Below are 9,788 nucleotides of genomic sequence, written 5' to 3'. Positions count from 1 at the left end.
CGCGGGACCCGTTGGCTGGCCGCCTTCGCGACCGGGGCCATCGCCATGACCTCCCTGCCCGCGATCGCGGCGCTCGTCGGCGCGCTCATCGTCGGGGCGTCCATCGGCGACGCCGCCACGCTGGGCGACGCGCTGTGGCGCGCCGCCCCGGCCACCCCGCTCGCGGTCATCGCGGCCGGCCTGGTCTACGCGCTACTGGTGCTGGGTTCCGTGCGGCTGCTCGGCGTGGGCCTGCGGGAGGGGTACTACCCCGTTCGCAGCCGGATCGGCTGGCAGGTCTGGATGACGGAGCGCATCCTCGACGGCGCCCGCACACTGCTATTCCCGATCTACGCGAGCCTGCTCACCCCGATCTGGCTGCGCCTGCTCGGTGCGAAGGTGGGCGCCGGCGTGGAAGCATCCACCGTGCTGCTCATCCCCGCCCTGACGACCATCGCCCCGGCCGCATTCCTCGCCGACGACACCATGGTCGCGTGCTACGAACTCGGCGGCGGCTGGCTGCACATCGGGCCGGCCAAGATCGGTCGCCGGGCGTTCCTCGGCAACAGCGGCATCGCGGGCGCCGGCCGCACGGTGCCTCGCAACGGTCTCGTCGCGGTGCTCTCCTCCACGCCGCGCAAGGCGAAACGCGGGTCATCCTGGCTCGGGAACCCGCCCGAACGCCTCCGCCGCACCGTGACGGATGTCGACGAAGCCCGCACCTTCCACCCGCCGGCCCGGCTCGTCACCTGGCGGGCGCTGTGGGAGCTGCTCCGGATCGTGCCGGTCATCGTCACGGCCCTGATCGCGCTCGGTGTGCTCGGTGTGCTCGATGCGCTCTGGCTCACGGTCGGCCTGGGGTGGACGATCGCTCTCTCGGGTCTGGTGCTGCTGGCAGCCGGGGCCGTCGCCGCCCTGGTGACCACGGCCGCGAAATGGATACTGGTGGGCCGGATCGACGCCACCGAGCATCCGCTCTGGTCGTCGTTCATCTGGCGCAACGAGGTGTCGGACAGCTTCGTCGAGATGGTCGCCCGGCCCTGGTTCGCGGCGAAGGCGGCCGGCACACCGGCGCTCGCCGTGTGGTTGCGCACCCTCGGCGCGCATGTCGGGCGCGGCGTGTGGTGCGAGTCCTACTGGCTGCCGGAGGCGGACCTGGTGACCATCCAGGACGGTGCGACCGTGAACCGGGGCTGCGTCGTGCAGACGCACCTGTTCCACGACCGCATCATGCAGCTCGATCGGGTCACTCTGGCGTCGGGGGCCACGCTCGGCCCGCACAGTGTGATCCTGCCGGCCGCCGACATCGAGGAGGGCGCCACCGTTGGGCCTGCCTCGCTGGTGATGCGCGGGGAGCGGGTGCCGGCCGGATCGGTGTGGTCCGGCAACCCGATAGCGCCGTGGCGCAGCCCGCCATGGCAGACTTGAAGCCCACTATGTCTCGCACACCACCATCCTCAGGCCCCGCCGCGCGCCCGGCCAAGAGCCTCACCCCGCTGCCGCCCAAACCCGCGCTCGGCCCGGCCGGCACCCGCGGCGCGGCCGCCACCCACGGCTCCGCCACCGCGGGTGACCCCTACCTGCCGGGCAACGGTAACGGCGGCTACCTCGCCCTGCACTACGACCTCGACCTCGACTACCGGGTCTCGACCAACCAACTGCGGGCGACGGCGACCGTGCAGGCCCGGGCGTCGATGAGGCTGGACCGGTTCAGCCTCGATTTCGACGGCCTCACCGTGGACCGGGTCACCGTCGACGGGGTACGGGCGCTGAAGGTCACCCAGAGTGCGCGCAAGCTCACCATCACGGTGGCGGCGACGATCGAGGCCGGGGCGCCGTTCGAGGTGACCGTGCGGTATCGCGGCGCGCCGCATCCGTTGAAGAGCGTCTGGGGTGAGGTCGGCTGGGAGGAGCTCGACGACGGCGTGCTCGTGGCCGGCCAGCCCACCGGGGCAGGGTCGTGGTTCCCGTGCAACGACCACCCGAGCAACAAGGCCTCGTTCCGTATCCGGATCAGCTGCGAGGACCCCTACACGGTCGTGTCGAACGGCGCGCTGATCGCCCGCACGACCCGGTCGGGCCTCACGAGCTGGACCTACGAGGTGAGGGAGCCGATGGCCACCTACCTCGCCACGGTGCTGATCGGCCGGTACCGGCGCACCGACGCCGCCGCCGCCCCGGTGGCTCAGCGCATCTTCTATCCGGCGAACCTCGCCCGCGAGGTGGCGGTGGACTTCGCCCGCCTCCCGGAGATGATCTCCCTCTTCGCCGACCTCTTCGGGCCCTATCCGCTCGGCTCCTACGCGGTCGTGGTCACCGACGACGAGCTGGAGATCCCGCTCGAGGCCCACGGCCTGGCCATCTTCGGCCGCAACCACGTCGACGGTGCGCACGGCAGCGACCGGCTGATCGCCCACGAACTCGCCCATCAGTGGTTCGGCAACAGCCTGACCGTGGTGCGGTGGCAGGACATCTGGCTGCACGAGGGGTTCGCCTGCTACGCCGAGTGGCTGTGGGCGGAGGCCGGCGGGGGACCGTCCGCCGATACGAGCGCCGCCGTGCACCGGGCGGAGATCGAGGCCCTGCCGCGCGACATCGTCGTCGGCGAACCCGGGCCGCGGGACATGTTCGACGACCGGGTCTACAAGCGCGGCGCCCTGGCCCTGCATGCGGTGCGGCGGTCGCTCGGCGACGAGGCCTTCTTCGGCGCGGTGCGTGCCTACACGCATGCCCGATTACACGGTTCCATCACCCCAGGGGACCTCGTCGAGTTCTTCTCCGTGCACACCGGCAGCGGTGAAGTCCGTCGGATCATCGACCGTTGGATCTACCGGAGCGCCCTGCCCAAGCTCTAGCCGGGTTCGTTCAGGCGGGAGTCACGTCAGGACGGGACTGACGCCGCTAGGCGCGCCTGGACGGTTGCCGACGGATGTCCGCAGCCGGCACCACGCGCACGGTCGGCCCGTCGGCGGAGAGCGTGCCCGCTGCGGGCGTGCCCTCGGCGAGCACGGCCACCGTGCCGACGAGCCCCGGGCCCGGGGCGAACCCGTGGAGCCGGATCGCATCGACCGGGACGCGTGCCCCCCGCCAGGCGTGGAGGCGCGGCGAGCCTCCGCAGCCCCCGCCCGGCAGCGAGACGGTGAGGTCGCGCGGGTCCACCCGGAGACCGTCTCCCGTGCACTTCAGCGCCGCCTCTTTCGCGGTCCACAACCGGGCCCGCACCCCGGCGGCGTCCTCCGACGCCGTCTCGGCCAGCGCGGCGTGCTCGGCCGGCCCGAACGCGACCTCGTCGAATCCGCCCCGGGAGGTGGCATCGACGCTCTCGATGTCGACCCCGACCGGGCCGATCAACGTCAGGGCCAACGCGACCGACCCGCCGGCGCGGCTGAGACTGACGTGCAGCGGCCCGCAGGCAGGGGGAGAACCGGCAGCGGCCAAGCGGGCAGTGGATGAGCCGGACCGCCCGCCGGGTGACACCGCCACGAGCGGGCGGCCGTGGTCCTGGCCGCCGCAGTGCGGGCAGAACCGCGCGATGCGCACCGAGCGTGGATCCAGGCCGAGCACCCAGGAAGCTGCAATGGCCAGGAAAAGGCGGTCGGCGGCATCCGTGGCCCCGCGGGGAGCGACGACGACGAAGACGTCGCCGGCTCGCTCAGGATTCACGCCCCCAACCTATCGCCCACCGCCGGGTACGGTCAGTCGCCGGCGCCGGCGCCGGCGCCGGCCACGGCCCCGGCCACGGTCAGCGTGCGGCGCGCCCGGTGCGACACTGGTAGCTGCTGATTAAGGAGAGCGCGCGTGGCACTGATCGACAACGCTGTATATGTGGGCGGCCGCCGGGCCGCGAACACGAAGACACTCGACGAGACCTACGAGGTGATGAAGGCCCACCACGGCTTCGCCTGGATCGGGATGTACCGGCCCTCACCCGACGAGGTGCGCTCGGTCGCGGCCGAATTCAGCCTGCACCACCTCTCGGTCGAGGACGCGCTGAAGGGCCACCAGCGGGCGAAGCTGGAGCGCTTCGACGACATCCTCTTCGTGGTGTTGCGCCCGGCCCGTTACCTCGACCAGGAGGAACGCGTCGAGTTCGGCGAGCTGCACGTCTTCGTGGGCCCGGACTTCGTGGCCACCATCCGCCACGCCGAGTCACCCGACCTCGCGCGGGTGCGCGAGCGCATGGAGAAGACACCTGAGCTGCTCGCCCTCGGGCCGGAGGCCGTGCTCTACGCCATCCTCGACCAGATCGTCGACGAGTACGGGCCGGTCGTCGCCGGTCTGGAGAACGACATCGACGAGATCGAGGACCAGCTCTTCGACGGCGATCAGGCCGTCGCCCGGCGCATCTACGCCCTCTCCCGGGAGGTGATCGAGTTCCAGCGCGCGACGCAGCCGCTGGTGGGCATGCTGGAGTCGCTGCAGAAGGGCTCCGCCACCTACAACGTGCCCGCGGAACTCAGCCACCACTTGCGAGACGTGCTCGACCACACCCTGCGCGTCGTCGAGCGCGGCGACGCGTTCCGTCAGCTCCTCGAGAACGCCCTCACCGTGCACAGCACCCTCGTGACCCAGCGCCAGAACGAGGAGACGCGGCGGCTGACCGAGACCAGCCTCGCCCAGAGCGAAGAGGTCAAGAAGATTTCCAGCTGGGCGGCGATCCTCTTCGCGCCCACCCTCGTGGGCACCATCTACGGCATGAACTTCACCCACATGCCGGAGCTGACCTGGGTGTTCGGCTACCCGTTCGCCCTCAGCCTGATGCTGGTGATGGGCGTCGGCCTTTACGGCGTCTTCAGGAAGAACGGATGGCTGTAGCCGGTGGTGTAGCCGGTCCCGCCGCCGCCGGCTGGGCGGACAGCCAGGCATCGACCTCGGCAGCGAGAGAAGCCTTCTCCGCGTCGGTCAGGAACGACGCCTCGATCCCGTTCCGGGCGAGCAGGGCCAGCCGGTCCGGCCCCAGGCTGAACTCGGCATCGAGCGCGGCCAGATTGTCGTCGATGTAGCCGCCGAAGTATGCCGGGTCGTCGGAGTTGACGCAGGCGAGCAGCCCGCGGTCGAGCATCCGCACGATCGGGTGGTCGGCGAGGGTGTCGATCACGCGCAGCCGCACATTCGAGAACGGGCAGACCGTGAGCGGGATGCGATCCCGCACGAGCCGGTCGAGCAGCACCTCGTCTTCCAAGCTGCGGATGCCGTGGTCGATGCGCTCCACCCCGAGCAGGTCGAGGGCCTGCCAGACGTAGTCCGGCGGCCCCTCCTCGCCCGCGTGCGCCACCAGGCGTAGACCGTGTGCGCGGGCCAGGGCGAAGACCTCGGTGAAGAGTTCCGGGGGATAGCCGACCTCGGCCGAGTCCAGCCCGATGCCGTCGATCGGCACTCCGTCGGCGAGGATCTCCCGCAGTATGTGCAGGGCCTCGGTGGCCGGACGGTCGCGGAGGAACGTCACGATCAGCTTCGTGCTGATGCCCCAGTGCTCGACCGAGGTGTCCAGGGCGTCGCGTACCCCCGCCAGGGCGGTCTTCAGCGGGACGCCCCGACTCGTGTGCGCCTGCGGGTCGAAGAAGATCTCGGCGTGCCGCACCCCGGCGGCGCGGGCGCGGGCCAGGTAGGCGCGGGTCAGGTCGGTGAAGTCGACCCGTTCGCGCAGCACGTCCAGGGCACGGTAGTAGAGGTTCAGGAACGACTGCAGGTCGGTGAAGTCGTACTGGGCGCGCAGTTCCGCCAGCGAAGCCCAGGGCAGGGTCACCGCATTGCGCGCGGCCAGCTCGAAGAGCAGTTCGGGTTCGAGGGTTCCCTCGATGTGCAGATGGAGTTCGACGAGGGGGAGTTTCATTGCACCATTCTCGCCGAGGCAACCCGAATCGGTGACGGCCGCACAGGCATCCGGAACCCCCGATTTGGGCCAGTTCACGCCCGAATCCGCGCAATTCCGGGCCGCCTGCCGGGGAATCGGAGGTGTTTGGCTTATGGTGTCGAGTGTGTGGCGCCTCGATAAGAAACTAGATGACGACGGCATCCTGACTGAATTTCAGGAGGCTCCGCCCGCCGACCCACACGATTCCGCGGCTCCGCACGCGGTCAGCCTGGGCGATCCGTCCCTCGCCGTGGGCAATGTGGCCGACCCGGTCTGGCAGCGCTGGCGCGACGAACTCGCCGAGGTGGGCGGCCGTTCCCCGTTGCTGCACTTCAGTGACGGCCCCCGCACGCGGATCGAACTCAGCGCCACCCACCCGGGCGGTCTGCCCCAGTTCATCACCGGCAAGACCACTCTGCTCTCCAACCTGATCCGCGACGAGCTGGCCCTGCGCAACGCCAGGCTGGCCGCCGGTGAGATCACCCAGAAGGGCATCGAACTGCGCTCCATGCGTGGAATCGAGTCTGTTCACCTCGCCATCGGCCTCGCCGAATGGCGGCACAACGACGTGGACTACAGTGCCCCGGTGCTGCTGCGCCCGCTCGCCATCCGCCGCTACGGGCGCGACTTCGAACTCAAGCTCAAGGGCCAGCCGTTCCTGAACCCGGAACTGGCGCGCGCGCTGAAGGACCAGTTCGAGATCGTTCTGGATGCCGACGCCTTCGTGGCTCTGGCCGTCACCAACGGTGCCTTCAAACCGCAGCCCGTGATCGACCGGTTGCGCGGCCTCACCTCGCACCTGCCCTGGTTCAACGTGGTGCCGCGTCTCGTGGCCTCCGCCTTCGCCGACGTGGGCCGGGCGCTCGCCGCCGATGCGGCCGACCTGGACCATCCGCTACTCGACGCGATCGGCGGCAACAACAACGCCCGTCGCGCCATCGAGACCGCGTACAACCCGGTCGTCCCGATCGGCCAGGACTCCCGGCCGCCGGCCACCGACACCCTCCTGCTCGACGCCGACTCCGAGCAGGAGAACGTCGTGGCGCAGATCGCGGCCGGCAACTCGCTTGTCGTGAAGACCCTTCCCGGCACCGGCGGCACGCAGACCATCGTGAACGCGATCGGTTCGCTCACCGCGCAGCACAAGCGCGTGCTCGTGGTCAGCGCCCGCCGGTCCAGCCTCGACGGCATCGCGCACCGCCTGGTTCAGGTCGGGCTGCCCGGGGTGGCCGTGACCCCGCGCACCCTGCGCCGGGACCTGATCCAGTCGATCACGCGCAACGAGAAGGCCACCCAGCCGATGGTCGGCGACGTCGACGACGCTCTCGTGCGCCTGCGTAAGGTGCTGCTGGACTACCGGTCGGCGCTCACCCGCCGCGACCCGGCGCTCGGGGTGTCCGTGCTCGACGCCCTCGGCGAGCTGGCCCGCCTGGCGCAGCTTCCGGCCCCGCCCTCGACCACAGCCAGGCTCGACCGGCGCGCGCTCGAACGCCTCGCGCAGGGACGGCCGGCCGCCGCCGCCACCCTGATCAAGGCGGCTGCGCTCGGAGAATTCCGTTACGGCCCGGGCGACTCACCCTGGTACGGAGCCTCCTTCACTTCCCCCGCCGACGCCTCGGCGGCGCACCAGCTGGCCAAACGGGTCAACCAGGTCGAACTCCCTCGCCTGCTCGAGCGCGCCGCCGGACTCGTCGGTCAGACCCGACTGCGCCCGTTCGAGACCATCGCCGAGCTCGGGGTCTACCTGCGGCTGCTGCTGGACATCCGGGAGACCCTCGACAAGTTCCAACCGGCCGTTTTCGACCGGTCCCTGACCGAACTGATCTCTGCGACCGCGTCCCGACGGGAGTCACCCGAGATGACGGGCGCCAACCGCCGCCGCCTGCGCAAGCTCGCGGTGGAATACCTGCGCCCCGGTGTGCACGTGAGCGACATGAACGAGAGCCTGCGCCGCATCCAGCAGCAGCGCACCCTGTGGCAGCGCTTCGTGGTCGCCGGCGTCACCCCCGAGGTGCCCGTGGGCATCTCGGACGTGCACGTGGCCTACCAGCGCGTCGCGGAAGACCTGGCGAGCCTCGACATCCCCCTCGGTGCGGCCGGGACCACCCGGCAGCTGTCGAACCGGCCGGTGAAGGAGCTCGTGTACGTGATCTCCGGCCTGGCCGCCGAGAGCGAGGTGCTGGCGAACTTACACGAGCGCACCGCGCTGCTCGCCACCCTGCGCGAACACAATCTCGACCCGCTGATGACCGACCTGTCCCAGCGCCACGTGTCCGAGAAGGATGTCGCCGACGAGCTCGAGCTCGCCTGGTGGCAGTCCGTGCTCGAGACCATGCTCAGCGGCGACAAGGCCCTGCTGAACGCCAACACGCAGGTGCTCGACCGGCTGGAGGCAGACTTCCGCTTGGTCGACGAGGCCCACGCCTCAACCACCGGGCAGCTCCTGGCCTGGCTGCTTGCCGAGACCTGGAAGATCGGCGTCGTCGACTGGCCCGAGGAAGCCGACAACCTGAGGCGCCTGCTGCGCGCCGACCGGGCCACCCCCACCCGGCTGCACAAGGCCGCCCCGCACCTGGGCCGCGTTCTCGCCCCGGTCTGGCTGGCCTCGCCCTACGAGGTGGCGGCCCTCGACGACCTGATGAGCTTCGACACCGTGCTGCTCGTCGACGCCGGTGCCACCACGCTGGCCGAGAACGTCGGCGCCATCCGTCGCGGCCGGCAGATCGTCGCGTTCGGCGACCCGGTCACCCAGACGCCGTCATCGTTCGAAACCGGTATCACGGCCGCCGCCGACGACCGGATTGTTCAGGAGACGAACGTCGACGCCCTGCACGCCGACTCGGCCCTCGCGCGTCTCGGCGAGCTGCTGCCGACCCTCACCTTGACCCGCAGCTACCGTGCCGGCGGCGAGGACCTGGCGGAACTGGTCAACCACCGCTTCTACGGCGGGCGCATCGATTCCCTGCCGTGGGCCGGCAGCTACCTCGGGCACGGCAGCCTCACCATCAACTACGTCGCCGGCGGGCACGGCATGCCCGACGCCGACTCCGGGGCCGTGGAGAGCGTCGACGCCGAGGTCGCCAAGGTCGTCGAACTCGTCATGGACCACGCCGTGAAGCGCCCGAAGGAGTCGCTCATGGTCATCACGGCCAGTGCGCGCCACTCCGTGCGCGTGCATCAGGCCGTGCTGTCCGCGTTCTCCAAGCGCACCGACCTCTCCGACTTCATCCTGAAAGACCGGGCCGAGCCGTTCACGGTGCTCACCCTCGAGCAGGCCGTGGCGCAGAGCCGCGACCGCGTGATCTTCTCTATCGGCTACGGCCGCACTCCGCACGGCCGCCTCCTGACGAACTTCGGTTCGCTGGGCGAGCCGGGCGGCGAACGGCTGCTGGCCATCGGCATGACCCGCGCCCGCCGTGCCATGGACATCGTCTCCTGCTTCCGCCCCTCCGACATCGACGAGGACCGCCAGCGTCACGGCATCCTCGCGCTCTCCCAGGTGCTCAGCGAGACAGAGGCGCGCCGCAACGAGCCGCAGGTTCCCGACGCGAGCGAGGCCATGCTGGTCGACCTGGCCCGGCGTTTGGAACGGCTCGGCCTCACCGTGTCGCTCGGCCACCGCGGCAAGCTGGCCCTCGCCGGCTCGCACGCGGGCCGTGCCGTCGTCGTCGAAACGGATGCCGTTGTCGGCCGGTCGAGCCTGCGCGAGTCCCTGAGGCTCCGCCCCGAGGTATTGCGCCGCCTCGGCTGGCACTATCTGCGGGTGCACAGCTTCGAACTCTTCAGCAACCCGGACGCGGTGGCCGCCCGCGCGGCCGCTCTCGTCGGCGTGACCGTTTCGGCACCGGCTGCCGGAGCCGCCGGGCACGGTTCTGCCGCGCACGGTTCCCCGGCGCCCGGTTCCCCGGCGCCCGGTTCCCCGGCGCCCGGTTCCCCGGCGCCCGGTTCCCCGGCG

The 9,788-nt window shown here is 70.8% G+C and carries 6 protein-coding genes; 4 read left to right on the top strand and 2 right to left on the bottom strand.

Annotated features, from left to right (window positions below):
* Positions 1-1,407, top strand: a 1,407-nt coding sequence (locus E3O67_RS10730; RefSeq protein WP_370260427.1) for a Pls/PosA family non-ribosomal peptide synthetase, incomplete at its 5' end; no start/stop codon positions are given.
* 8 nt (positions 1,408-1,415) lie between these two features.
* Positions 1,416-2,834, top strand: a complete 1,419-nt coding sequence (locus tag E3O67_RS10725; RefSeq protein WP_134428351.1) for a M1 family metallopeptidase — start codon at positions 1,416-1,418, stop codon at positions 2,832-2,834.
* A gap of 46 nt (positions 2,835-2,880) precedes the next feature.
* Here the strand turns inward: E3O67_RS10725 and E3O67_RS10720 are convergent, their stop codons facing one another.
* A complete protein-coding gene (locus E3O67_RS10720; RefSeq protein ID WP_134428352.1) occupies positions 2,881-3,642 on the bottom strand; it encodes a 4'-phosphopantetheinyl transferase superfamily protein in 762 nt (253 codons plus the stop codon).
* 135 nt (positions 3,643-3,777) lie between these two features.
* Here E3O67_RS10720 and E3O67_RS10715 point away from each other — a divergent pair, with 135 nt between their 5' ends.
* The gene (locus tag E3O67_RS10715) at positions 3,778-4,794 is read left to right on the top strand and encodes a magnesium and cobalt transport protein CorA (RefSeq protein ID WP_135102681.1); all 1,017 of its coding nucleotides are present in this window, start codon (positions 3,778-3,780) and stop codon (positions 4,792-4,794) included.
* Here the strand turns inward: E3O67_RS10715 and E3O67_RS10710 are convergent.
* Positions 4,772-5,812, bottom strand: a complete 1,041-nt coding sequence (locus E3O67_RS10710) for an adenosine deaminase (protein ID WP_134428356.1) — start codon at positions 5,810-5,812, stop codon at positions 4,772-4,774. The genes E3O67_RS10715 and E3O67_RS10710 overlap by 23 nt on opposite strands.
* A gap of 133 nt (positions 5,813-5,945) precedes the next feature.
* Between E3O67_RS10710 and E3O67_RS10705 the strand changes: the two genes are divergently transcribed.
* Positions 5,946-9,788 (top strand): hypothetical protein (locus tag E3O67_RS10705; RefSeq protein WP_241982124.1); only part of this gene is annotated, 3,843 nt, incomplete at its 3' end.

It is taken from the genome of Cryobacterium sp. TMT3-29-2, from assembly GCF_004564305.1.
Classification (GTDB): domain Bacteria; phylum Actinomycetota; class Actinomycetes; order Actinomycetales; family Microbacteriaceae; genus Cryobacterium; species Cryobacterium sinapicolor.
This window is presented reverse-complemented; position numbering and strand designations above follow the sequence as displayed.

Bases quoted from the DNA above. Each gene is read 5' to 3' on its own strand.
- E3O67_RS10725 (WP_134428351.1), top strand. From the start codon at position 1,416: ATGTCTCGCACACCACCATCCTCAGGCCCCGCCGCGCGCCCGGCCAAG.
- E3O67_RS10710 (WP_134428356.1), bottom strand. From the start codon at position 5,812: ATGAAACTCCCCCTCGTCGAACTCCATCTGCACATCGAGGGAACCCTC.